The organism is Polynucleobacter sp. MWH-Berg-3C6, assembly GCF_018881855.1.
In the GTDB taxonomy this organism is placed as follows: domain Bacteria; phylum Pseudomonadota; class Gammaproteobacteria; order Burkholderiales; family Burkholderiaceae; genus Polynucleobacter.
This window is the reverse complement of record NZ_JACVPN010000003.1, coordinates 186228-210372: the sequence shown is the minus strand read 5'-3', so window position 1 is coordinate 210372 and position 24145 is coordinate 186228. Positions and strand designations below refer to the sequence as shown.

General features: G+C 45.2%; 22 protein-coding genes, 1 tRNA gene and 1 pseudogene. 12 read left to right on the top strand and 12 right to left on the bottom strand.

Going from position 1 to position 24145, the window contains the following annotated elements:
- Positions 1 to 137: 137 nt before the first annotated feature.
- Positions 138 to 214, bottom strand: a tRNA-Met gene (locus ICN13_RS07475).
- 68 nt (positions 215 to 282) lie between these two features.
- On the opposite strand from ICN13_RS07475, the gene ICN13_RS07470 reads away from it, so the two are divergent.
- Both ICN13_RS07470 and ICN13_RS07465 read left to right on the top strand, forming a co-directional pair.
- On the top strand, positions 283 to 603 hold the full coding sequence (locus ICN13_RS07470) for a DUF6150 family protein (protein ID WP_216139766.1): 321 nt from the start codon (positions 283 to 285) through the stop codon (positions 601 to 603).
- A gap of 14 nt (positions 604 to 617) precedes the next feature.
- Complete coding sequence (locus ICN13_RS07465) at positions 618 to 1229, top strand: MOSC domain-containing protein (protein WP_216139765.1); 612 nt, start codon at positions 618 to 620, stop codon at positions 1227 to 1229.
- A 64-nt stretch (positions 1230 to 1293) separates the two neighbouring features.
- On the opposite strand, the gene ICN13_RS07460 is transcribed toward ICN13_RS07465, so the two are convergent.
- A complete protein-coding gene (locus ICN13_RS07460; RefSeq protein WP_216139764.1) occupies positions 1294 to 2964 on the bottom strand; it encodes an MFS transporter in 1671 nt (556 codons plus the stop codon).
- 336 nt (positions 2965 to 3300) lie between these two features.
- Here ICN13_RS07460 and ICN13_RS07455 point away from each other — a divergent pair, with 336 nt between their 5' ends.
- From ICN13_RS07455 to ggt, 4 genes are read left to right on the top strand one after another with little or no spacing between them, the layout of a single operon-like run.
- The gene (locus tag ICN13_RS07455; RefSeq protein WP_216139763.1) at positions 3301 to 4386 is read left to right on the top strand and encodes a TRAP transporter substrate-binding protein; all 1086 of its coding nucleotides are present in this window, start codon (positions 3301 to 3303) and stop codon (positions 4384 to 4386) included.
- A 20-nt stretch (positions 4387 to 4406) separates the two neighbouring features.
- Positions 4407 to 4949: a TRAP transporter small permease subunit gene (locus ICN13_RS07450; RefSeq protein ID WP_216139762.1), complete on the top strand. Its 543-nt coding sequence runs from the start codon at positions 4407 to 4409 to the stop codon at positions 4947 to 4949.
- A complete protein-coding gene (locus tag ICN13_RS07445; RefSeq protein ID WP_216139761.1) occupies positions 4946 to 6391 on the top strand; it encodes a TRAP transporter large permease subunit in 1446 nt (481 codons plus the stop codon). The genes ICN13_RS07450 and ICN13_RS07445 overlap by 4 nt, the downstream gene beginning before the upstream one ends.
- Positions 6392 to 6430: 39 nt before the next feature.
- Positions 6431 to 8029: a gamma-glutamyltransferase gene (gene ggt, locus ICN13_RS07440; protein ID WP_216139760.1), complete on the top strand. Its 1599-nt coding sequence runs from the start codon at positions 6431 to 6433 to the stop codon at positions 8027 to 8029.
- Here the strand turns inward: ggt and ICN13_RS07435 are convergent.
- Complete coding sequence (locus ICN13_RS07435; RefSeq protein WP_216139759.1) at positions 8016 to 8645, bottom strand: trimeric intracellular cation channel family protein; 630 nt, start codon at positions 8643 to 8645, stop codon at positions 8016 to 8018. The two genes, ggt and ICN13_RS07435, sit on opposite strands and share 14 nt — an antisense overlap.
- Before the next feature lie 89 nt (positions 8646 to 8734).
- Between ICN13_RS07435 and maiA the strand changes: the two genes are divergently transcribed.
- Entirely contained in the window at positions 8735 to 9403 is a 669-nt protein-coding gene (gene maiA, locus ICN13_RS07430; RefSeq protein ID WP_216139758.1) for a maleylacetoacetate isomerase, read from the top strand.
- On the opposite strand, the gene ICN13_RS07425 is transcribed toward maiA, so the two are convergent.
- The 3 genes from ICN13_RS07425 to ICN13_RS07415 form a co-directional block, all read right to left on the bottom strand.
- The gene (locus tag ICN13_RS07425; protein WP_216139757.1) at positions 9396 to 10340 is read right to left on the bottom strand and encodes a ketopantoate reductase family protein; all 945 of its coding nucleotides are present in this window, start codon (positions 10338 to 10340) and stop codon (positions 9396 to 9398) included. The two genes, maiA and ICN13_RS07425, sit on opposite strands and share 8 nt — an antisense overlap.
- The gene (locus tag ICN13_RS07420) at positions 10330 to 10617 is read right to left on the bottom strand and encodes a 2Fe-2S iron-sulfur cluster-binding protein (protein ID WP_370622968.1); all 288 of its coding nucleotides are present in this window, start codon (positions 10615 to 10617) and stop codon (positions 10330 to 10332) included. Before ICN13_RS07420 ends, ICN13_RS07425 begins: the two co-directional genes overlap by 11 nt.
- 64 nt (positions 10618 to 10681) lie before the next feature.
- A complete protein-coding gene (locus tag ICN13_RS07415) occupies positions 10682 to 12241 on the bottom strand; it encodes a Rieske 2Fe-2S domain-containing protein (RefSeq protein ID WP_216139756.1) in 1560 nt (519 codons plus the stop codon).
- A 125-nt stretch (positions 12242 to 12366) separates the two neighbouring features.
- On the opposite strand from ICN13_RS07415, the gene ICN13_RS07410 reads away from it, so the two are divergent.
- A complete protein-coding gene (locus ICN13_RS07410) occupies positions 12367 to 13032 on the top strand; it encodes a GntR family transcriptional regulator (RefSeq protein ID WP_216139755.1) in 666 nt (221 codons plus the stop codon).
- A gap of 48 nt (positions 13033 to 13080) precedes the next feature.
- Here the strand turns inward: ICN13_RS07410 and ICN13_RS07405 are convergent, their stop codons facing one another.
- The gene (locus ICN13_RS07405; RefSeq protein ID WP_216139754.1) at positions 13081 to 13920 is read right to left on the bottom strand and encodes a class II aldolase/adducin family protein; all 840 of its coding nucleotides are present in this window, start codon (positions 13918 to 13920) and stop codon (positions 13081 to 13083) included.
- A gap of 150 nt (positions 13921 to 14070) precedes the next feature.
- Between ICN13_RS07405 and ICN13_RS07400 the strand changes: the two genes are divergently transcribed.
- Positions 14071 to 14967 carry a LysR substrate-binding domain-containing protein gene (locus ICN13_RS07400; protein ID WP_255534083.1) on the top strand — a complete coding sequence of 299 codons (897 nt, stop codon included), beginning with the start codon at positions 14071 to 14073 and terminating at the stop codon, positions 14965 to 14967.
- Positions 14964 to 15815 carry a DMT family transporter gene (locus ICN13_RS07395; protein WP_216139752.1) on the top strand — a complete coding sequence of 284 codons (852 nt, stop codon included), beginning with the start codon at positions 14964 to 14966 and terminating at the stop codon, positions 15813 to 15815. Before ICN13_RS07400 ends, ICN13_RS07395 begins: the two co-directional genes overlap by 4 nt.
- A gap of 3 nt (positions 15816 to 15818) precedes the next feature.
- Here the strand turns inward: ICN13_RS07395 and ICN13_RS07390 are convergent, their stop codons facing one another.
- The 3 genes and pseudogenes from ICN13_RS07390 to ICN13_RS07380 form a co-directional block, all read right to left on the bottom strand.
- Complete coding sequence (locus ICN13_RS07390; RefSeq protein WP_216139751.1) at positions 15819 to 17156, bottom strand: NAD(P)H-dependent oxidoreductase; 1338 nt, start codon at positions 17154 to 17156, stop codon at positions 15819 to 15821.
- Between the two features lie 66 nt (positions 17157 to 17222).
- Positions 17223 to 19862, bottom strand: coding sequence for an alpha-ketoglutarate dehydrogenase (mdeB, locus tag ICN13_RS07385; RefSeq protein WP_216139750.1), 2640 nt, complete (start codon positions 19860 to 19862; stop codon positions 17223 to 17225).
- Positions 19863 to 19896: 34 nt separating this feature from the next.
- A pseudogene (locus ICN13_RS07380) lies at positions 19897 to 20799 on the bottom strand (2-oxo acid dehydrogenase subunit E2); the annotation flags it as partial.
- Positions 20800 to 21000: 201 nt separating this feature from the next.
- On the opposite strand from ICN13_RS07380, the gene ICN13_RS07375 reads away from it, so the two are divergent.
- Both ICN13_RS07375 and ICN13_RS07370 read left to right on the top strand, forming a co-directional pair.
- On the top strand, positions 21001 to 21465 hold the full coding sequence (locus tag ICN13_RS07375; protein WP_216139749.1) for an Lrp/AsnC family transcriptional regulator: 465 nt from the start codon (positions 21001 to 21003) through the stop codon (positions 21463 to 21465).
- A 49-nt stretch (positions 21466 to 21514) separates the two neighbouring features.
- Complete coding sequence (locus tag ICN13_RS07370) at positions 21515 to 22273, top strand: SDR family oxidoreductase (protein WP_216139748.1); 759 nt, start codon at positions 21515 to 21517, stop codon at positions 22271 to 22273.
- Positions 22274 to 22331: 58 nt separating this feature from the next.
- Here ICN13_RS07370 and ICN13_RS07365 read toward each other — a convergent pair whose 3' ends face one another.
- Both ICN13_RS07365 and ICN13_RS07360 read right to left on the bottom strand, forming a co-directional pair.
- Entirely contained in the window at positions 22332 to 22856 is a 525-nt protein-coding gene (locus tag ICN13_RS07365; RefSeq protein WP_216139747.1) for a gamma carbonic anhydrase family protein, read from the bottom strand.
- 44 nt (positions 22857 to 22900) lie between these two features.
- Positions 22901 to 24103, bottom strand: a complete 1203-nt coding sequence (locus tag ICN13_RS07360) for an ammonium transporter (protein ID WP_216139746.1) — start codon at positions 24101 to 24103, stop codon at positions 22901 to 22903.
- Positions 24104 to 24145 lie beyond the last annotated feature (42 nt).

Genomic DNA, 24145 nt, shown 5'->3' with positions numbered 1-24145 from the left:
GATATGGAGTCTTCAAGGGTACAAGCCCTAGAAAACCCATTTGGTCCCAAAGTATTGGGGATGTGATTGGTAAATGTGTAAACCATGTGGTCGGTACCGGACGTAAAGCATGTGTCCGGTACGTACCCCTTTAGATTTGGTGGCGAATCAGGGATTTGAACCCCGGACCTGCGGATTATGATTCCGTCGCTCTAACCAGCTGAGCTAATTCGCCGAAGGTGTGATTGTAGCAAATCCGCCCCATTCTGTAACGGCTTAGCCCAGAAACCGTAATATAGGGTCATGAGAAAAGTACTCCAAAAACTGCTGATTTTGATCATTTTGAGTCATTTCATACCTCTCAGCGCATCTGCAGCCCAAATCTTCATCACCAATTACCCATCTGAAGCCAATGCCAAGGTCTTTGTAACAAAGTATCAGTCTGAAGCCAATTGCATTGTTTATGACACGCAGTATTCCAGCGATAGTGAACCAGGGGTATGGTTTTATACGAAATACAAAAGCGATGCCCGTGCAGTGATCTACTACACCCAATACAAATCAGAAGCAGACTTAATCGTTTATTTCACAAAATACAAAAGCGATGCACGCTGTCGCTACTAGGTGAGTTTTTATTCATGAGACTTCTATCAATCTCTACCGGCAAGGTGTTGCCTTTATTTGGCAATCACCATCCCGATTACAAATCCGTTGCTTCAGCAATTCACAAAAAGAGTGTGAGCAATTTACAAAATCCAAGCCCAGTTGAAATTACCACTCTTGGAGTTCGCGGTGACGAGCAAGCCGACTTAAGCGTGCACGGTGGTATTGAAAAAGCGATCTACGTCTATCCAGCCGAACACTACGCTTTTTGGAATGAGCTACTCACTCGCGAAACTAAAAAGTCAACCACGCTTGCGCACGGGGCCATTGGCGAGAACTTCACTGTCGAAGGTCTACTAGAAACCGAAGTCTTTGTTGGAGATAAATTGCTCATTGGCGATCTCGAATTCATAGTTGTTAAATTACGCGAGCCCTGCTTCAAATTCAACGCTGCCGTAGGCTACAAAGGAGCCTCCAAAGCCATGCTGCAATCCGGCTTCAGCGGTTGGTATCTTAGAGCCATCAAGACTGGTGTCTTGACTGCCGGAGCACAGATTACTCTTGTTCCTGGAGCAAGAGATATTTCAATTGCTCAGCAAAATCAAAAGTTACTAAACAATCGTAATCAAAAAGATTTGTGGGAATAAAAAAGCCCGATCATTTTGTGATCGGGCTTTTAGATACTGCAGACTAAAGATGCTTTACATCTAATTAGTCACGTGCGTAGATATCCACGTCTTTGGTTTCTTTAACAAACAATGTGCCGATTACCAAGGTAATAGCAGCAATGATGATTGGATACCACAGGCCATAGTAAATATTGCCGTTTTGCGCAACCAAAGCAAAGGAGATCGTTGGCAACAAGCCGCCGAACCAACCGTTACCAATGTGGTATGGCAAGGACATAGAGGTGTAACGAATGCGGGTTGGGAACATCTCAACCAACATCGCAGCAATCGGACCATAAACCATGGTTACCAAAATCACCAAGATTACCAAGATACCCAAAATTGCAGGAAGGTTCATGGCAGCAGGGTCAGCCTTTGCAGGATAACCAGCAGCATTCAATGCATCACGAATTGCCTTCTTGAACTCAGCATCTTTTGCTTTCGCATCAGCTGGAGCCATACCTTTTGCGGAGTAGCCCTGAATCTCTGTATCACCAATCTTCACAACCGCAGTTCCACCAGCTGGGCCAGGGATCGTTGTGTAGCTAGCAGAGTTAGAGGCCATCACCTGCTTTGCAATATCGCAAGAGCTAGTGAACTTCGCAGTACCGGTTGGGTTGAACTGGAAAGTACATTCACTTACATCAGCAGTAATACTTGCTGGTGCGGTTACCATTGCTTTTTCCAATGCTGGGTTAGCAAAGTGGGTTAAGCCATTGAACAAGGAAACCGGAGTATTTGGAATGTACAAAATGATGGCCAATAATAAGCCGCCCATGATGATGACCTTGCGGCCAATCCTGTCAGACAAGCTACCGAAGATCACGAAGAATGGCGTACCGATTACCAATGAAGCAGCAATCAACAAGTTCGCAGTCTTAGGATCCACCTTCAATACTTGAGTGAGGTAGAACAAAGCGTAGAACTGGCCTGTGTACCAAACCACCGCTTGACCTGCAACCAGACCAAACAATGCCAAGATAACAATCTTCAAGTTCTTCCATTGACCAAATGACTCTGTCAAAGGAGCTTTAGAAAGCTTATTCTCTTCTTTCATCTTCTTGAAAGCAGGTGATTCATTCATGGACAAACGAATCCATACAGAAATCGCCAACAATGCGATAGAAGCGATGAAAGGAACACGCCAACCCCAAACATCAAAGTCTGGACCAGTGAATTCACGTGTGAACAAAATCACGAGCAAGGAGAGGAACAAGCCTAAAGTAGCTGTTGTCTGAATCCAGGAAGTGTATGCACCACGCTTACCATGAGGAGCATGCTCTGCAACGTAGGTAGCAGCACCACCGTACTCACCACCCAAAGCCAAACCTTGGAGCATACGCAATGCAATCAAGATGACTGGAGCGGCAACACCGATAGTTGCATAGTTAGGCAGAATACCCACGATGAAGGTTGCGCCACCCATTAAGAGGATGGTGACCAAGAAGGTGTACTTACGGCCAATCAAATCGCCTAAGCGACCGAACACCAACGCGCCAAATGGACGCACGATGAAACCAGCAGCAAACGCTAACAAAGCGAAAATGAAGGCAGAGCCAGCATCTAAGCCTGAGAAGAACTGCTTGGCAATAACGGCAGCCAAAGAACCGTAAAGATAAAAGTCGTACCACTCAAAAACCGTACCCAATGAGGATGCAAAAATAACTTTGCGCTCTTCGGCGGTCATTGGGGCTGCTTTAGTTGATGTAGACATCAGTAGCTCCTAACTATTTTTATTAAATAAAAAACAACTCGCCGATTATGCTTTGAAAAAAATCAAAGAAATCCATTACTTAGGGTAATTCCCCATGAATTTGACTCGGGGTTTTCCCGAAAAATGTGGATTTACTGCAACGCTATTTAAACCACAAAACTAATAGGGATTAGCTCGCTTTTATGGCAAGATGCACAAAGAGGGTGCGTATCTGTGCATCTGGGTGCAAACAGCGTTAAGCAATAAAGCTCGAATTCGTTTTAATGGTCTCAGAAGTGAATCAAAAGGCATTACTAAAAATGCCGCCCTATAAATATCTAACAAGGAGCAATTCAAATGAAAAGACGTGACTTTTTAGGCAAAACAGCACTTGGCGCTGCCGCAGGCGTATTGGCTGCACCGGCGATTGCCCAATCCCTTCCAGAAGTGAAATGGCGCTGTGCCTCTAGCTTTCCAAAGAGCTTGGACACAATTTATGGTGGTGGCGAGTTCATCTCCAAGCGGGTTGCCGCTTTGACGGATGGCAAATTCCAAATCCGTATTTTTGGTGCGGGTGAAATCGTTCCAGCCTTCGGTACTGTTGATGCAGTTCAGCAAGGAACTGTAGAGTGCACCCACACTGCTGGCTATTACTTTGTAGGCAAAAACAAAACTTTTGCCTTTGATACAACTGTCCCATTTGGTATGAATCAACGCCAGCAAAATGCCTGGATGTATTGGGGTGGTGGCTTGAAACTCCAACGCGAGTTCTTGCGTGACTACAACATTATTTCTTTCCCAGCAGGTAACACCGGCACTCAAATGGGTGGCTGGTTCAAGAAGCCAGTTAAGACTGTTGCTGACCTCAAGGGTCTGAAAATGCGTATTGCTGGTTTGGGCGGCGAAGTGATGTCCCGCTTAGGCGCGATTCCACAACAAATCGCCGGCGGTGATATTTATCCAGCACTTGAAAAAGGTGTGATTGATGCGGCTGAGTGGGTTGGTCCTTACGATGATGAAAAATTAGGCTTTTACAAAATTGCCCCTTACTACTACTACCCAGGATGGTGGGAAGCTTGTTCGATGTACTCCATGTACGTCAACATCAAGGAATGGGAAAAATTGCCTAAGCAATATCAAGAAGCCTTGGCTTCAGCATGCGCAGAGTGCAATATCGACATGATGGCTGAGTATGACTACAAAAACCCAATCGCCTTGCAAAGCTTAATCAAGAACGGCGTGAAGCTGCAGTCTTACTCAACAGAAATTATGAAAGCCGCATCGAATGCAGCCTTCGAAATGTATGAAGAAGAAGCTGCTAAAAATCCATCGTTCAAGAAGATTTACGAGCCTTGGAAAAAATTCCGCAACGATCAAATGTTGTGGAACAAAGTTGCTGAGCAAACTCTCATGAGCTTCATGTTGACTAACCCAGTCAAATAAAAACTTACTGAGAATCTGATATGCCAAAACAATTTTTAGTTTTCGCAAGTTTCGTTGATCGTTTAAATGACCGTTTTGGTGTATTAGCGAGTTGGATGGTATTGATAGCCGTACTGGTCAGCACAGCAAATGCGCTGATTCGGTATGGCTTCAATGTCAGCTCCAACGGTTGGCTTGAAGCGCAGTGGTATCTATTCGCCGGTATGGTGATGTTTGGTGCTGCAACCACTTTCCGTCTCAATGAGCATGTGCGAGTAGACGTACTTTATGCGATGTACCCCAACAAACTCCGACTCTGGTTGGACTTTTGGGGTGGCATTGTTTTCTTCTTACCGGTAACCATCATCATCGGCTATTACTCTTGGGAATTTTTTATTACCTCGGTAATTCAAAATGAAACCTCGAGTAATCCTGGTGGCCTGATTCGTTGGCCGGTACGTGGCGTGATTACTTTGGGCTTTTTCTTATTAACACTCCAAGGTATTTCAGAAATCATTAAACGCTACGCTGCCATTATTGGCATGATTCAAATCGATCCTAAGTACGAAAGACCGCTCCAATGATTAGCCATGATTTGATGGCCCCCATCATGTTTGGGGGCTTGATTGTATTTTTACTACTTGGATATCCAGCTGCATTTTCTCTTGGTGCTGTTGGCTTATTCTTTTCTTTTATCGGCATCGAAATGGGTATGTTCCAGCCCACTTTCTTGCAAGCATTACCAGACCGAGTTTTCGGCATTCTCTCGAATGACCTATTACTCTCAATTCCGTTCTTCACCTTCATGGGTGCGATTCTGGAGAAATGTGGATTAGCAGAAGACATGCTTGAGGGCTTGGGTCAGTTGTTTGGTCCAATCCGCGGTGGTTTAGCTTATGCCGTCATTATTGTTGGTGCAATTCTGGGAGCAATTACTGGAACCGTAGCTGCATCAGTGATCGCAATGGGATTGATTTCCCTGCCGGTAATGCTGCGTTATGGCTATAACCCGCGCGTTGCCACCGGAGTGATTGCAGCATCAGGCACGATTACTCAACTGATCCCACCATCACTCGTATTAATTGTATTGGCTGATCAGTTAGGTAAATCCGTTGGTGATATGTATGCCGGCGCCATTGGACCTTCCATTATTCAGGTAGCGCTGTTCTGCTTATTCATCTTCTTCTTGTCAATTTTTAGACCTCAAGATGTACCAGCGCTTCCTCCAGAAGCACGTCCAAAGATTGACTGGAAACTACTCAAGAAAATTCTTTGGGGAATCGTACCTTCGATTGCGCTGATCTTCTTAGTACTAGGAACCATCTTGATGGGCCTTGCTACACCTACTGAAGGTGGCGCAATGGGTTCTGTTGGAGCTTTAATTCTTGCTGCAATGAATAAGCGCCTCCAAAAAACCTTGGTCTGGGAAGCAATGACTTCTACTATGCGCATCAATGCCATGGTGATCTTCATTCTGATTGGCTCTACCGTTTTCGGCCTAGCCTTCCGCGGTGTTGATGGTGACCTCTGGATTGAGAATCTCTTGTCAGGTCTTCCAGGCGGTCAAGTCGGCTTCTTGATTGTGGTGAACTTGTTTGTATTCTTCTTGGCCTTCTTCTTGGACTATTTTGAAATCGCTTTCATCATCATTCCACTGCTAGCGCCTGTTGCAGAAAAGCTTGGTATTGATTTGATCTGGTTCGGCGTACTGCTTGGCGCCAATATGCAGACCTCATTCATGCATCCACCATTTGGATTTGCCTTGTTCTATCTCCGCGGGGTAGCACCAAAATCACTCAAGAGCTCCGATATTTACTATGGAGCCCTACCGTGGGTTGGTCTACAACTGATTTTGGTAGCGATCATCATCTTTATCCCAGAAACAGTGACCTACTTTGTTGATAAGCCGGCGGCTGCCTTTGATGCCAGCGGACCCTCCGTTGATCCACTAGCTGGTGTTGAGCAAAATGAGATCACCGTAGACTCTAGCGCGGATATCGAGCGACAATTGCGAGACAATAAATAATATAAAAATAGTTTTACAAAAAAATAGAGGGGTTTTGCAATGCAAGCAAAGTGGGGTATTCAAGGGATGGCAGTCGCACCGCACTCCCTTGCTTCTGAATCAGCATTAGCAGTTCTAAGAGAGGGTGGTAACGCATTAGAAGCAATGGTAGCAGCTGCAGCGACCATTGCTGTTGTTTATCCCCATATGAATTCCATTGGTGGCGACTCATTCTGGGTGATTCATTCACCTGGTAAAGCCATGGGTGGTATCGATGCCTGTGGCGCTGCTGCTGGTTTGGCTAGCAAGCAATGGTACGCAGAGCGCGGCATTACCAAAGCCATTCCATTTCGTGGACCGGTTGCAGCCAATACTGTGGCCGGCACAATATCCGGCTGGGGCGCAGCACATAAACTCTCCAAACAAGGTCTAGGTGGCAAGATTCCCCTATCGCGTTTATTGGCTGATGCCATTCATTACGCTGAAGCCGGTGTGCCAGTTACCTATAGTCAATCGAGCTTAACCGCCAAGAAACGTGAAGAGCTCAGTCCTATTCCTGGTTTCTCTAAGACATTCTTGGTGAATGGTAAAGCGCCAGCTGTTGGTAGCATCTTTAAGCAAGAGCGCCTTGCTAAAACATTGCGTCAAATTGCTAGCAAAGGTACGGATGATTTTTATCGTGGCGATCTTGCTGATTTACTGGCAAAGGAACTCACCGATATTGATAGTCCATTACGCTTAAGTGACCTGCATCGTCACCACGCAAAACTGATTGATCCACTTGAGCTCAAGCACAGCACTGGCAAGGTGTACAACATGATTCCACCTACGCAAGGCGTGGTCTCATTAATGATCATTGGCATCTTGGATCAATTGAACTTAAAACGCTTTAAGGTGGATAGCACTGAGTATGTACATCACTGTGTTGAAGCAACCAAACAAGCATTTAAGATTCGGGATCAGTTTGTAACTGACCCGGCCTACATGACAAAGAATGCACAAGCATTTTTATCTCCCGCATTTTTGAAAAAGCTCGCTAAGAACATCAACCCCAAAAAAGCCTTACCTTGGGGTCAAGGTAAGGGCCCTGCAGATACCATCTGGATGGGCGTGATTGATGGTGATGGCAACTGCGTCTCTTTTATTCAAAGTATTTATCACGAGTTTGGCGCCGGTATTGTTCTGCCAAAATCTGGTGTGAATTGGCAGAACCGGGGTTGCAGCTTCTCATTAGATCCTAAGGTACTAAATCATCTTGAGCCTTATCGCAAACCTTTCCATACACTCAATCCGGCCATGGCTTTATTCAAAGATGGTCGCTCAATGGTGTACGGCACCATGGGTGGGGATGGTCAACCGCAAACACAATGTGCTGTCTTTACTCGCACCGCTACTTATGGACTTGATCCACAAGATGCAATTAGTCGTCCACGCTGGTTGCTCGGGCGTACTTGGGGCCAAACAAGCGATAGTCTGAAATTAGAATCTCGCTTTAGTCCATGGGTTGCAAAAGAATTACATGCTATGGGTCATGACATTGAGATGTTGGATTCTTTTGATGAGACGGTTGGTCATGCTGGTTGCATCATTCGTGATCCGTCAGGCACCCTGCGTGGTGGCTGGGACCCACGCAGTGACGGAGCCGTTAGCGCGTTTTAGTAATAAACATCTTTGGTACGCGCAGATCCCAGTAAATGGCCGCTGCGCGTAGCCCAAAGATTCCCAACATACAGAGTACGGAACCCTCAATTGCATATTGAGGAATAAAGTTTAAAACCAATACATAAGCACAACATCCCAGCGTTACTGGTATGGCATACAACTCGTGCGACATTAAGAGTGTTTTGCGTCCAGCCAAAATATCCCGCAGTAAACCTCCACCGATGGCTGTAATAACTCCCAAGATCACGGGTGCAAGCGGCAAACCAAAATCCATATTCCAAGCTTTATCCGCCCCTTGAATAGCAAATAAGGCAGCGCCAAAACCATCGATATATAACATCCACCGGTATATCTGCGGTTGAGTAAAAAAAGATTCCGCAAAAAACGTCAGTATGCTAGCTGCTAGAGCAAGCCAAACATAAATTTGGTTCTCAGACCAAAAGGTGGGAGCTTCCAAGATAATGTCGCGAATGGTTCCCCCGCCTATTGCAGTGATCAAACCCAACACTAAAACACCAAAAAGATCGACCCCGCGATCTGCGATCGCCAAGACGCCAGTAACCGCAAAGGCCATCGTTGCAATAATGCCAATCCAAAAATTAATGTCTTCCATAAGAAGCAGTCTAAAGCAATTGAAAAGCCCTTCTCTCAAATTTGCTTCATCAATATACTGTGAGCAATAAGTCAAACGAAAGCATTCCTATGAAACCCCAGCTCTATAGCTATTGGCGCAGCTCAGCGGCCTTCCGTGTGCGCATTGCACTCAACCTCAAGGGTATGGATTACGAGGTTATTCCAGTTCACCTCACTAAAAATGGTGGCGAACAAATGTCTGAGGGTTACGGGAATAAAAATCCTAACCGTCTAGTACCATTATTTGATGATGGAAAAAATAGCATTCATCAATCGCTCGCCATCATTGAATACTTAGAAGAGATTCAGGCACAACCCGCTTTGCTGCCAAGTTCACCAATCGATCGTGCTTGGGTGCGCTCATTAGCAATGGATATTGCAGTTGATATTCATCCCATTAGCAACCTGCGGGTATTGCGTTACTTAATCAAGCAAGTGGGAGCCAATAGTGAGGCAAAGGATGCCTGGTATCAGCATTGGATCAAGGTGGGTCTTGATAGCATTGAAAGACAATTAAGCTCTGATCCGCGTGTTGGCCGTTTTGCTTTCGGTGATCAGCCTGGTCTCATTGATATTTGCCTAGTGCCACAAATGTTCAATGCCTTAAGCACCAAGATGGATGTCAGCCCTTATCCCACCCTCATGAAAATCTTTCATGAATGTATGAAACTCCCTGCATTTATAGATGCCTCCTGGGAAAAGCAAATTGATGCAGAAGGATCAAACCCCTCTATTTGATTTGTGATTCCATCATCTTGACTAAGGCATGAACGGATTCGTTATAGGGCGTAGGAATTCCGTATCGTTTGCCTAACTCCACGATATAGCCATTTAAGAAATCAATTTCTGTCTTTTTTCCTCTCGCTAGATCCTGGGCAGTGGAGGAAACTTGAGTAACCATCGTAGTCGCTATGGAAGCATTGATTGCAAGTGCTTCAGACATCGTGATGTTGACATCTTCAAGCGCAGCAATCGCCAGAAACTCTTTGGTAATTTCTTCAATCAATTTAACAACATCAGGAGACTTCACCATCTCCCCATAGGGAATCTGACCAATTCCTGAAATCGCATTAAAAGAACAGTTCACTAAAAACTTGAGCCACATATCTCTCTTGATCTGTGGAGCGATCGAGCATGGAACACCTGCTCCCTCAAACAAGGCGCAAATCTCGTGAAGGTGTTGATCATCCAAGCTATTGGTTTTTGATGGATTGCCAATCAGCAACTCACCTCTGCCGTGATGCTTCATGGTTCTTTGACCAATCATCCCTGCAGCAACATAAACTACTGCTGCATAAATTGGGTTAGCAACTATCTTTGAGGCAACCTCAATATTGGCTACGCCATTTTGCAGACTTAGAATCACCGCCCTACTTGGCAGAATAGATTGAACTTGTGCAAGTGTCCGCTCCGTGTCCAGCGACTTCACGCTCAGTAAAACTAAATCGGCATCACTCAAAACCGAGAGGTCAGCACTTGCCTTGACCGCAATCGTTTCATGAAATGCTTTGCAATCCATCTCCAAGCCAGACTCATTTAGAGCCTTCGCACGCTCGGACCTAGCAATAAAGGTGACATCGTAATGCGCACGGGCTAACATGCCGCCGAAGTAGCAACCAACAGCACCTGCGCCTAAGACGTATATCTTTTGATTACTTTGTATTTTATAAATCAAGGACCAATGTTCCGCTTCTGATATGCGAAATACAGGGGGTTAAGTACTCCTGATGTTCATCATCACTCAAAATACAGTCGCCGTGCTCCACATCGCCACTGATATATCTCGTTTTGCAAGTGCCGCACAAGCCGGATTGGCATGAAGTAGATATATCAATGCCCGATCTTGCCAAAGCATCGATGATGGATTCGTCCCTGGTGACACTGATTTTTTGGCCAGTACTCTGAACCTCGATCACTAGCTCTTCAGAGTTAGCGCTGGAAATGTTATTCACTTTTTTGTCTCACTCCACATAAAGAATGGGCTGCTATTGCAGCCCATCTCTTCTAATCTAAAGATTAATGCTTAAATTGTGCTTTTGCAGTTTGCTCAAGCTCTTCCATTTTTTGCTTCACAAAGACTTCACGCTCTTTGCCTTTGTACTGCTCGCTTTCTGTAAGAATGGAAATCACGCTCTTAGCAACAAAGCGTCTTTGCGCAACCTCTTCTTCAGTAGTGGCGCCAATTGGCAACTCAAACACGTTGCCAGAGCAGTAGCTATTTGGAGCACCATTCAATTCTTTGAGCCACTCAGAAAATGCTTCTGCGCTAGCGGCTGGATTGGAGCCACGCACAGCGTCACGCAACATCTTTCTAAATAAATAGGGGCCTGCATCAAACTTAGTCGGATTCTCTAGTGCATGAATCGCAATCGGTCTTTGGCTAATGATGGCTTCATAGTCACCAGGTGCATATTGCGCCATTTTGTAATTAGAGCGCGCCCGATGATCTGATGGAATATCCACAATATCGTTAATCGTATGATTACCGAAACGCTCAGCTCTTCTCAAGGCAACTTGACCATCTAGGAAGTCAATTGACTCGTAGCCAACTAACTCCTTTTGTCCGATACCGCGAGTATCAATACCAGGACCCATCACACGCCAGCCAATCATCTTGCTATTAAAGTCATCGACTGGAACTGTCCAGCGGATGATATGAAAGCGGCTAAACAATTTCTTATTAGAGCCATCTTCAGAAGTGTAGGCATGCAAACTGAGGTTTGGTAGCACTTGATGCTGAACACGAATGAACAATTTATCGTTGTTCACACGGCGTGCGCCAGAGCAAGCCAAGCCCCTACCACCGTGAATTGGCACAAACTGCATGTCGGGATGGACTTCCATGGTTGGAGCACCCACTTCATCAAATGTTGTGCCTTGAAAATGTCCGCCAACCACGTTCTTCGCCGCGTGTAATTCTGCAGTATGGAAATTATCGGCAGCATTATCTTGAACTTGCAACCAATTGCAGTGTTGGAAGTTGCTATAAGGCACTAGCTCATCGCCAGGCGCTACAGTGAAATCAGACTCCCACTCAGGAAATGGCGGTTCTTTGTCAGGAGGTCCCATGTATGCAAATACCAAACCATTTCTTTCGAATGCTTTGTATGCGCCTTGCTGAATTGAGCAGGCATATTTTTTTGCTTCAGCTTCTTCACCTTTAGGGAAGGGTGCATTTAAGCAGGTGCCATCGACATCAAACACCATACCGTGATAGCAACACTTAATACCGTGTTCCTGAATCAAACCATATTCAAGTGATGCGCCACGATGCACGCAATGTGCATGTAATACACCAACCCTTCCGCTACCATCACGGAATGCAACTAACTCTTCACCCAAGATAGTTAAAAATTTTGGCGTATCAGTTAACTCTAGTGACATACATACGGGATGCCAAAACCCACGCATGTATTCGCCCATTGGCGTGCCGGGACCAACTTCTGTCAGCTCTGGATCGTGACCAGGAACTTTATTGGTGTAGTAGCCACCATAGGGAACCAATTTCTGTGGCTTTGCACTTGTTCCAGCAGAAGCTCCAACCTTCTTTTCTGCCTGCTCCTGTTTGCTTGTCATTCCTAAAGTCTCCTGTTAATTGACTAGTTTTCCATACTTTGTATACTGTATACAGAGTATATAATATTTTTTATACGGGCGCAGGCCCCAAAACATGCATTTCAGGCACCCAGAACACGAAAAAGATGCTTTCTCAACTTAATAAACTCCCAGCCAGAACCGATTATGTGCAAGCGGTGTACAAGGCTTTACTCGATGCTATTAGCGATGGATCTTTGCAACCCGGCACCCGAATTACCCAGGAAGAGATTGCTGAGCAGATGAATGTTTCTCGCCTGCCCGTACTCCAAGCCTTGCGTCAGCTAAAAATAGATGGCTTTGTAGAGGACGCTCCCGGTAGAGGCCTACAAGTCACCGCTTTAAATATCGAGTGGATCGATAAGCTCTATGAAGTACGTGGCGCTTTGGATTCATTAGCTGCAAAACTCGCAGCCAGTAAAAAGTGTGTGCTGGATCCCGCACTGATTAAACATGGTCGTGCAGTTTCTGAAAAAGGAGATGTCAGAGCTTTAATTGATGCTGATATTGCCTTTCATAGCGCAATCTATGAAGTCTCTGAAAACCCACTCATTGCGAAGAGCGCTCACCTACATTGGGCTCATTTACGTCGAGTCATGGGCGCAGTCTTGCAATCGACTCAACGCTCAGCCATTTGGGATGAGCATCAAGCAATTGCAGACGCAATTAAAAATGGTGATGAGAAAAAAGCTGCTGAGCTCTCTGAGTTACATGCAACACGCGCTAGAAAAAGTCTCATCCATCAACTCGAGCAAGTTCTCTCGAGTAATTAAAAAATCCCAGCATTGCTGGGATTTTTCTTTTAGCGAAAATCTTTTAAATTACGCAAACATATCTGGTTGGTTTTCTTTTAAATAACCCCAGATTGGTTGGAAATGTAACCAGCCAATGTACTCACTGCCGACGTGCTCACGGCTGTAGCGCGCCACTTCTGGCGGTAACAGGATGGGCTTAATACCAGTGGCCTCAACCATCATCTGCTGTTTGCAACAACGCTCTAAAGCAATGAACCAAAACGCTGCTGCTTCAATGCTATGACGACTTACAGTCAATAAGCCATGATTGCGGTGAATAATTGCTTTCACTTTTTTCAATGATCCCGCCACTTGATAGCCAGCGTTATCTTCAACAGCCACTTGACCAGCTTGCTCTGCTAAAACCATGTGATCTTCAAAGAATGCGGCAGCATCTTGCGAGATTGGATCTAATGGTTTACCAAGTGAAGCAAATGCTGTTCCGTAAACGGTGTGGGCATGACACATAGCAACAATATCTGGATGCTTTTCATGAACGGCTGCGTGCAATACAAAACCAGCGCGATTTAATGCATGCTTACCTTCTATGACATTGCCTTCATGATCCGCCAAAATTAAGTTTGAAACTTTAACTTGATCAAAATGCACAGCCATTGGATTTGTCCAATAGCGATTTGGAAATTCTGGATCGCGAACGGTTAAATGCCCTGCAAAACCATAATCAAACTTTTCTAAAGCAAACGCTCTGCAAGCAGCAACCAATCGCTCCTTAAGATGCTGGCGTTCCTCAGCAAAATTTTTGAATTTTGGTTGGTATGGATAAATTTGGGTTTTATCTTCTGGTTGATAGATGGACTCTCTTCCACCTAAATCCAATTTGCGCTCTTTCTCAATTACTTCAGCCATATACATTCCTCTTTCTTACAATCAGATCAATCGGGTGATTTGATTCACTTCAAATCGCTAGTTGAGAGCAATGATGGGGTCTACCCAAGGTTTTGACAAACGATAACTATTCATGGATAGATGAATATAAATCATGTATATTCTATTTACATGAGAAAAATGCCAAATTATGTGCTGCTACGGGCTTTTGAGGCGGCCGCGCGCCTTGAAAGCTTTACCTTAGCCGCTAAGGAGCTACACCTCACTCAATCGGCCATTAGTCATCAGATTAGAGAGCTCGAAGACTACTTTGGTAAGCCACTATTTTTACGAAAGAATCGCAAAGTAGAACCGACAGCCGAAGGGCGACGTCTATTAGATTCGCTTTCAAGAGTATTTGATGTCATTGAAGCAGCATGCAGTGAAGTGACTCTCGCTCCAAGTTCACAAGTTCTTGCCTTGCACTGCTCCCCCAGTTTTGCTGCCAAGTGGCTTAGCCCAAGACTACCGGAGTTCATTAAAAATAATCCCGACATCACCATTCGACTAACTTCTGGAGCTGAGCCTATTGATCTGTTGCGCAATCAAGAAATTGATATTGCGATCTCTTATCAATCCACTCATGAAGGCCCCGGAATTACTTCCCTTTCCTTAGGTGAAGAAAAAATTATGCCGCTGTGCTCGCCCGAATTAATTGATCCCAAAATTCCAGTGGAAGAGTTAATGAGTAAGTTAACTCTGATTGAGTCCTCACTCAATCACCATACATGGGAGCAGTGGTTTGAGATCAATCAACTCAAAAATCCATCAAGTAGAAAAATGTCATTTGATCGTGCAGCCCTTTCAGTATCAGCTGCTGTCGACGGCATAGGCGCCGTATTAGAGAGCGTACGCTTTGCTGAAAGAGAAATCTCACGTGGTGAGTTAGTTGAATTAGGCAAGGGAATCTTTCTACCCACTACCGATAGAACTCATTTTTTATCCTATCGCTCGAATACAAAAAACAGTCAAAAAATTAAGCGCTTTAAGGAATGGATATGCGCTAAAGCAGGAGTTTCTGCAGAGTGAAATCACCGATTTTTCTTTTTATTCTGAGTGGTATCTGCTTTTCTACTGTAGATGCAATGGCTAAGATTTTGGTTCAAGACACCAATCTCATCGCTGTAGTCTGGGCTCGATTTTTTGGTCAACTATTGCTGGCAGCTCCGATAGCCTGGTACTTTTTGGGAAAAAATTTCTGGCGCACTCAAAATTTAGGCCTGCAACTTTTTCGCTCTTGCTTGCTAGTTGCAACGGCTGCCTTATTTTTTGCAGGACTCAATTGGCTACCCCTAGCTGAGGCATCATCCATTACATTCACTGCTCCGATTTGGGTTGCAATCTTATCGGGACCCATTTTGGGCGAGCGCGTTGGACTCAAAGATTGGTTTGTTGCCGCATTAGGATTCCTGGGCATTCTCTTTATTGCCAGGCCAGGATCAGCAATTTTTCATATAGCAGCGCTGCTACTGGTTCTCATGGCATTTCTGAATGCCATCTTTCAGCTCTCTACAAGAAAATTGGTTGAAGACTCAGAGTACACAACTTTCTTTTATAGCGGCATCGTTGGGCTCGTGATCTCCACCTCATTACTACCGCTTGCGGCTCCGCTTCCAGCCCTGCCTGCGTATGAATATGTCTTATTTGGTTTGATAGGATTATTTGGTGGATTTGCACACCTATTGGTTGTGCTGGCCTTATACAAAATGCGGCCTTACAAACTAACTCCTTTGGTTTTCTTACAACTGATCTGGGCAGTTGCTTATGGCTATCTCATTTTTGGCGAGCTACCCGATGGCTTAAGCGTCGTTGGCATGATTTTGATTGCTTCTTCAGGCATCTGGTTGATCTGGAACCATCGCACCATATCCACCTAAGATCTAAGCAAACACTTTTTCCATTTCGCGTCGAAATTGAATAGCCTGCTGAGTGGCATCGTAATTCACGTCACTCCAACACACCGGCTTGCCAGCGAGAATATCTTTATTTAATACCATGTTATGTGCCAAACCAATTGGCAAAGCACCCAGCTTGAGTGAATCTGCAGCAGTCATCAGCTTTCCATAAACAGTAAAGCCACCTTCTCCATCTAATTTCTCACCAGCTCTCAGAGTGCGCTTAGCAGTAGCCACTACATCACCCCTCCAATCACCAGTCGCTCCAGTAGCCTCTCCTCGTACTGCAATGCTTGCCACCGAAATACCCAGCTCCAAGCCGATCAAGTGATAAGGCTTGTACATCGCCGCATATTTACCAGTGCTATCCGTTTTTAGGCCATATTGTGAGAAGCAATCAATGACATATTGACTTGGTGCTTCAAACACCGCAAAAACACCCCAACGCAAATCTCTAAATACAGGACGCCCATCTCTCTCAACCGAAGAAACAACCTCAACAGTTCCTTTTTGCTTCAGAATGCCGCCTTCAGAAATTGGTCGGAAGATATGTGGCAAGTCATCGACTCCACAAGGCGGGAACTCTAAGCCATTGCTAGGAGGACTTAAATCACAAGCATTCGATACTGCAGCCATTTCTAGAGCGGATTTAGTACCGTCCAAAAATGAATTGAACATTTGGGCATTAAAGTCGCCGCTAGCAACTTGTTCCTCAGAAAATCCGTAATGCCCCCAGACAGTATCTGGAGTGGACTGATGATAGATGGGTAGATATTTAGTGCCCTTGCCTGCACATACTACTTCTAAGCCAATGGTTCTTGCCCAGTCTACTAATTCTGCGATGAGCGCTGGCTGATCTCCAGAAGCCATGGAATAAATCACACCAGCCTCTGCCGCCTTACGGGCAAGCAATGGTCCAGCCAATACATCCGCTTCCACATTGACCATAATGATGTGCTTGCGATGATCAAAACAAAGTAGGGCATGACGAATACCAGCTGCCGGACTACCAGTAGAGTCGATCACGATATCAATGTACTCACTAGCAATCATTTTTTCTGCGTCGTCAGTCACAAAGGTAGCGCCCGACTTGGCTGCATCCTGTAGTGAAGTTGCGCTATAGCGAGGGGCATCCCAGCCTACGCGAGCAAGCGATTCTTTTGCGCGAGCAGGGGATAAATCAGCGACTGCAACTAAATGAATACCTGGAGTACGTCGTGCCTGTGAAAGATACATTGAGCCAAACTTACCAGCACCAATAATGCCCACACGCACAGGGTTGTTGTTAGCGGCGCGTGCTTTGAGCTTTTGAATAAGGGACATCTAAAAATCTCCAGAAAATTCGGTAATAACAAATAATAAAGTGATCATAAGGCATCAAGTGAAAGATTAGTTTTTCAATGATTCTTTCGCCACCTTATAAATGCTGTTCGCATTCACACCAAAATACTCACGTAATGCCGCTCTTGTATCGCTTCTACCGAAACCATCGGTACCGAGCGTCATATATCCTCTGCCCTCAGGAATATATGCACGTATGCTTTCCGGTAGCGCATGTACATAGTCAGTGGCAGCCACAATCGGACCATGGCCTTGAGCTAGCACCTCTGAAATGTACGCCTGCACATCACTGGTATTGCCAGAGAGTCTTGCCTGCTCTTTCAGCTTGCCATCTCGAGACAATTCACTCCAACTGGTCACACTAAAAATATCGACATTGATACCATCACTGGCAAGCATCTCTGCTGCCTTTAGTACCTCAGTCATGATGGCACCAGAACCGAGCAGGCTTACGCAAGACTTGCTATCACCACTGGCAGCCTGAAGGGTCTTAAATTTATAGCAACCCCGAATCACACCCTCAGCTGCATTGTCAGGTAAATCAGGCTGAGCATAGTTTTCATTCATGAGAGTGATGTAATAGAACAAATCTTTTTGATCTATCAACATGTCGCGCATCCCTTGATCGACAATCACTGCTAACTCACCGGCAAAAGCGGGGTCATATGCTTTGCAATTGGGAATGGTTGCAGCAATGAGCTGACTACTGCCATCTTGATGTTGTAGCCCCTCACCACCTAATGTTGTTCTACCTGAGGTGGCGCCCAATAAAAATCCTCTGGCACGTTGATCGGCTGCCGCCCAAATAGCATCACCAATTCTTTGAAAGCCAAACATGGAGTAATAAATATAAAAAGGCAGCATGGCAATGCCGTGCACGCTATAGCTAGTTGCTGCAGCAGTCCAGCTGGCAATAGCACCCGCCTCACTAATGCCCTCTTCCAGGATTTGTCCATCTAATGCCTCGCGATAGCTCAATACTGAACCAATATCTTCCGGCTCATAGCGCTGACCTACGCTCGAGTAAATGCCAACCTGTTTAAATAAATTGGCCATTCCAAAAGTACGCGCTTCATCGGCAACAATTGGCACCACGCGAGGTCCCAGAGCTTTGTCCTTTAGTAAATTGCCAAGCATGCGCACAAAAGCCATCGTGGTAGACATCTCTTTGTCTTCAGCCTTAATCGCAAACGCTGCATAGGAATTGATATCTGGGACATTTAATTTGTCGCATTCCGAATAGCGCTTAGGCAATTGCCCGCCAAGCTTATTACGCTGTTCTTTTAGATATTTCAGCTCTTCACTATTTTCATCAGGCCTAAAGAAAGTCAGGCTCGTTGCCTGCTCGTCAGTTAATGGCAAGTTGAAACGGTTGCGATACTCAATTAATGCTTCATCATCTAGCTTCTTCTGGCTATGCGTCGTCATTTTTCCTTGGCCAGCATTGCCCATACCGTAGCCCTTCTTGGTATGCGCCAAGATCACTGTTGGCTGACCCACATGGTTGGCTGCAGCTTGATAAGCCGCATGAATTTTGACTAAATCATGACCGCCTCTTTTCAGTCGATCAATTTGCTCATCGGTCATGCCTTGAGCAAGACGAGCCAATTCTTCATTTTGGCCAAAGAAATTTTTACGATTAAAGCTGCCATCTTTTGCAGCAAAGGTTTGCATTTGACCATCAACGGTTTGAGCAAAGGCTTTTACTAGAGCTCCCGTGGTATCTCTAGCAAACAGTCCATCCCAATCGCTACCCCAAACCAATTTAATTACGTTCCAACCAGAACCCCGGAATAGTTTTTCTAGCTCATCAATAATTCTGCCGTTACCGCGCACTGGGCCATCTAGGCGTTGTAAGTTGCAATTGACCACCCAAACTAAGTTATCCAGCTTTTCTCTAGAGGCTAATGTCAGTGCACTCATACTTTCTGGCTCATCCATCTCACCATCACCAAAAACGCCCCAGACTTTTCTAGTAGAGCAGTCTAATAATTTACGATCACTGAGATAGCGCATAAAGCGTGCATGGTAAATAGAACTGATTGGACCAATTCCCATAGAGCCTGTTGGGAATTGCCAAAAATCGGGCATCAACCAAGGATGGGGGTAGCTAGATAAACCTCTTGCACCAGACTCAGGCGCAGTAATCTCGCGCCTGTAATGCGCAAGATCATTTTCAGTCAGCCTTCCTTCTAAATAGGCGCGCGCATATACTCCTGGCGCACTATGCGGTTGAAAGAAAACCAAGTCTCCACGCTCTTTTGCATCGCCACCCTCAGTCCTTGCGCGGAAAAAATGATTAAACCCAACCTCAAATAAATCCGCAGCGCTAGCATAGCTAGCAATATGGCCGCCCAGCTCACCATAAGCTTCATTTGCTTTTGCTACCATCGCCAGCGCATTCCATCTCATCAATGAAGCCAGCTTTTCTTCGATTACCAAATCCCCTGGGAATGGCGGTTGCTCATCTACTGGTATGGAATTGATATAGGGCGTGACTAGGTCGGGCACCCAATTGATTTGATTTTTGTTAGCAAGCCTTAACAAGCTATCCAAAATAAACTTAGCGCGCGCACTATCACCCGAGGCCAGTAAATCCATAAATGCCTCGTTCCACTCTGCAGTTTCTACAGGATCGGTATCGATATGCTCGAGATTTAAGTATTTTTTAATGTCGGGAGCGTTCATGAAAAATTCCTCTGTAACTTTTTATCTTTGAAGTTCATAACATCACCTTGCGAAAATCACCCAACAACTGACTCAGGTGCGCAGTGAAGTGCGTTGCTAAAGCGCCATCTATGACGCGATGATCGGCAGTCATAGAGAGCGGGCAAATCAGACGTGGAACAAATTGCTTGCCATCCCATACAGGCTTCACAGCAGACTTATTCACCGCCAGAATAGCCACTTCAGGTGCATTCACAATCGGGGCGCAATAAGTGCCACCAATACCACCCAATGAAGAGATCGTAAAGGAGGCACCCTGCATCTGATCTGGCTTAAGCTTTCCTTCTCGGGCTAGCATCGCAAGGCTAGCCGTCTCATTTGCAATCTCCTGAATACCCTTTTGATCCACATTACGAATCACCGGGACAACGAGACCACCCGGGGTATCCACTGCAAATCCAATATGAAAATATTTTTTCAGAATGAGATCTTCACCATCAAGCGAAGAATTGAATGTTGGGTATTTCTTAAGAGCGGCTACTACAGCCTTAATAAGGAAAGCCAATAAAGTAATCTTCACCCCATCTTTCTGATTTTCTTGATTTAATGCGGTACGAAACTCTTCAAGATCAGTAATGTCAGCATCATCGTGATACGTTACTGCTGGGATCATGACCCAGTTACGTGCCAGATTAGCGGCCGATACTTTCTGAATGCGGCTACGCGCTTGGCGCTCTATTTCTCCAAACTTAGTAAAGTCGACTTTAGGCCAAGGTAAAAGATCAAATCCTGCAATGCCCTGAGTGCTCTGTGTAGATGCACTCCCTCTTGCCAACATGGAGTGTTTAATAAATTGCTGAATATCTTCTTTGGTGATGCGCCCTCGTTGGCCACTACCCCGAACCTGCTGGATATCGACACCAAATTCACGGGCAAATTTTCTAGTCGAAGGGCCGGCCCAAAACTCAAGTCCAGCTCTGACCTGATCCTCCTGGATTCCTGGAAACGCAATTTCAATACCCACAACCCCTCCAAAGATTTACAGCTGCATCTAAGGCTTTATTTTGTTGGATTACAGACAAAATAGGATGCTAATTATTGGCCATAAATCATAATTTTCAGCATAATATGCCGATATTATTAATATTCAAGGAATTTTATGAAGCTTGATCCCATAGATATCAGAATTTTGAATGAACTTCAAAATGACAGCTCTCACAGCAATGTAGAGCTCGCTAAGCGGGTTCACCTATCCCCATCACCCTGCCTCATGCGCGTCAAAGCTCTAAAAGATAAAGGCGTCATCAGAAACTATGTAGCGCTGGCAGACCCTAAAATCTTGGGGCTTGGCTTAAACGTCTTTATCTCCATTAGCCTTAAAGAACAGTCTAAAGAAGCTTTAGGGGAATTTGAACAACGCATCTCGGAACACGATGAGGTGATGGAGTGCTATCTCATGACTGGCGATAGTGATTATCTGATTCGTGTAGCAGTGGCTGATATGGGCGCACTGGAAAAATTCATCCTTGAGCAACTAACGCCAATTCCTGGGATTGAAAAAATTCGCTCTAGCTTTGCATTAAAACAAGTGCGTTATAAAACTGCTTTACCATTACCTAAGTAAATGTAAGGCAATATAGAATTTATCCGAGACATTCATTAGAAAGAAAGCAATGCCACAAAATAATAAAGTAGCACTCGTCACCGGCGCTGGAGTAGGTATTGGAAGAGCTGCAGCCAAAGCCCTTCTTAAAGGTGGCTATCAGGTTGTACTGACTGGGCGCAACTTAGAAAAACTAGAAAAAGCAATTACTACTATTGGCGGCACTAGCGAAAACTGTCTTGCGATCACTTGCGATGTTGGCAATCCAGATCAAGTTAAGAAATTATTTGCGGCTCTCAAAGAACGTTTTGGGCGCATTGATGTCCTTTTCAATAATGCCGGTATTGGCGCTCCAGCGATTCCGATGGAAGACCTCACCTATGAACAGTGGATGAATGTTGTGAACTCCAACCTCTGCGGTGCATTCTTATGCTCTCAAGAAGCAATTCGCATGATGAAAGCGCAATCTCCTCAAGGCGGCAGAATTATTAATAACGGCTCAATTTCTGCGCATGCTCCAAGACCAATGTCTGCTCCTTACACCGCTACCAAACATGGAATTAGTGGCTTGACTAAAACCATTGCATTGGATGGGCGTCCATTCAATATTGCTTGCGGTCAAATTGACATTGGCAATGCCGCAACCGAAATGACTGAGCGTATGGCTGCTGGCATTATGCAGGCCGATCAATCAATTAAGGTTGAGCCACGTATGGATGTAGATCATGTGGGTGAGGCGGTGCTGCATATGGCTCAACTTCCACTAGAGAGCAATATTCTCTCCATGACGATTATGGCAACCAATATGCCCTTTGTCGGCAGAGGCTAATTTTTCAGCTATTGAGATGAGATGTTTGCACTAAACATGCGAACATCTCATCACATTCTTAAGAAATCTTTTTGAGTGTCTTGATGTAACGTTGTGCGTTCTTAACATAGCGAGCTGCAATATCTTCAATGCCAGCGATCTGCTCGGGACTTAAGGTCTTTACTGCTTTAGCAGGTGAGCCAATAATCATTGAGCCATCTGGAAACTCTTTACCTTCAGTCACCAGAGCTCCGGCACCTACCAAACAATGCTTCCCAATCTTTGCGCCGTTCAAGATAACGGCGCCAATGCCGATAAGACTTCCATCGCCAATATGACATCCATGAAGCATGACTTGATGGCCTACCGTAGCGTTCTTACCAATGATGAGCGGATAACCAGGATCAGTATGCAAAACAGATGCGTCTTGCACATTGCTGCCTTCGCCGATTTGAATGAGATCGTTATCGCCGCGAATAACCACCTTTGGCCAGATGCTCGCATTTTTATGGAGCTCTACCTTCCCAATAACCTCAGCACTTTCAGCAACCCAAGCGCCCTCAGATAACTGAGGGGCATTTCCGTCTAGTTCAAATATAGCCATGACTCATTATAGGTATGAATCAGGCTATCTATAAAGACTTCAAGCTACCAGTTAGGCTCGCGGTCTGGAGTAGAAGAAATACGATGCACGCTTAAATCAGCACCTTCATATTCTTCTTCTTGAGACATCCGAATACCGAGCACTGCCTTGAGCCCTCCGTAAACCACAATGCCTCCAATGAGGGCAACACCTACACCGATAGCGCTTCCAATTAATTGGCCCGTAAAGGTAACGCCACCAATACCACCCAGCGCTTTGGTTCCAAAAATACCGGCAGCCAATCCACCCCAAAGTCCACACAGACCATGCAATGGCCATACGCCGAGAACGTCATCAATCTTCCAGCGGTTTTGCACCAAGGTAAACATGTAAACAAATAATGCACCCGCAACCAAGCCAACAACCAATGCGCCAACTGGATGCATTAAATCTGAGCCGGCACAAACAGCGACCAAACCTGCAAGAGGGCCGTTATAGGTAAAGCCAGGGTCATTACGACCTACAACCCAAGCGGCTAAAGTGCCGCCAACCATTGCCATCAATGAGTTCATGGCAACTAAGCCGCTGATCTTATCAATCGTCTGTGCGCTCATCACATTAAAACCAAACCAACCTACTGCCAAAATCCATGCACCTAAAGCTAAGAATGGAATGCTTGAAGGTGGATGCGCAGAAATTTGCCCTTCTTTGGTGTAACGGCCACGACGCGCGCCCAGGAGAATCACTGCAGGTAAGGCGATCCAGCCACCAACTGCATGAACTACAACTGAACCTGCAAAGTCATGAAACTCTTCGCCAGTAAAGCCTTTGATCCAAGCCTGAATGCCGTAATGCTGATTCCACGCAATACCTTCAAAGAACGGATAAACAAAACCAACCAACACAAATGTTGCAATGAGTTGTGGATTAAATTTAGCGCGCTCTGCAATACCACCAGAAATAATTGCAGGAATAGCTGCAGCAAAAGTAAGCAAGAAGAAAAATTTCACCAACTCATAACCATTTTTCTCAGCCAGTAATTCCGCGCCAGAGAAAAAGTTCACACCATAAGCAATGCTGTATCCAATGAAGAAATACGCAATTGTCGACACTGCGAAGTCGACTAAGATTTTGACGAGCGCATTTACTTGGTTCTTTTTACGAACAGTCCCCAGCTCCAAGAACGCAAAACCTGCGTGCATAGCAAGAACCATGATGGCGCCAAGCAAAATGAATAAAGCATCGCTGCCCGTTTTCAAAATTTCCATGAAATTTCCCCTTTGATTTTTTGCATCATTATGGGGAAAAAA